The 453-nt window shown below is 53.9% G+C and carries 1 protein-coding gene; it reads right to left on the reverse strand.

The window, feature by feature from the left end; all coding sequences use genetic code 11:
- Positions 1–453, reverse strand: a 453-nt coding sequence (locus AC1RPR_RS08265) for a hypothetical protein (RefSeq protein WP_481763477.1), incomplete at both ends; no start/stop codon positions are given.

Below are 453 nucleotides of genomic sequence, written 5' to 3' on the forward strand. Positions count from 1 at the left end.
GCCTTAGCCGCACCAAACAAGAACCCGGCCTTGAAACCCGACTCCTTCAGAAGCTCGGAATTGGCACGTTGCACCTCCTTGAACACGCGGAACTCGGCCACTGCCTTACGCAGTTCTCGACGCAGCGGACCCTCTTTAGAGAGTAGTGTACGCAGGTACGCCTTGCTGATCTTGGAACCGTCCTGCTTCAATTGCGAAAGCTGGTGAGCTGTCCACCCCATCTGATGGATCATATGGCGCTCATAGTAAGGACGCCATACTTTACCTGCCAGCATGATGTGATCGGCACGTGCCAGCTGCTCACGTTTGATACACAGCAACGACGTTACGTCCTTTGCCGCATACTGCAAGAAGTCTGGATTCTGCGGATCGATCGACTCAATGTTGGCTCGATCGCCCTTGCCGAAGCTAGTGTCGTCTCGGAAGTAGAAATCATCGCCATAAGAGCAAAGG

The sequence above is a fragment of the Dellaglioa sp. CoH-57-MRSF-22 genome (assembly GCF_056781895.1).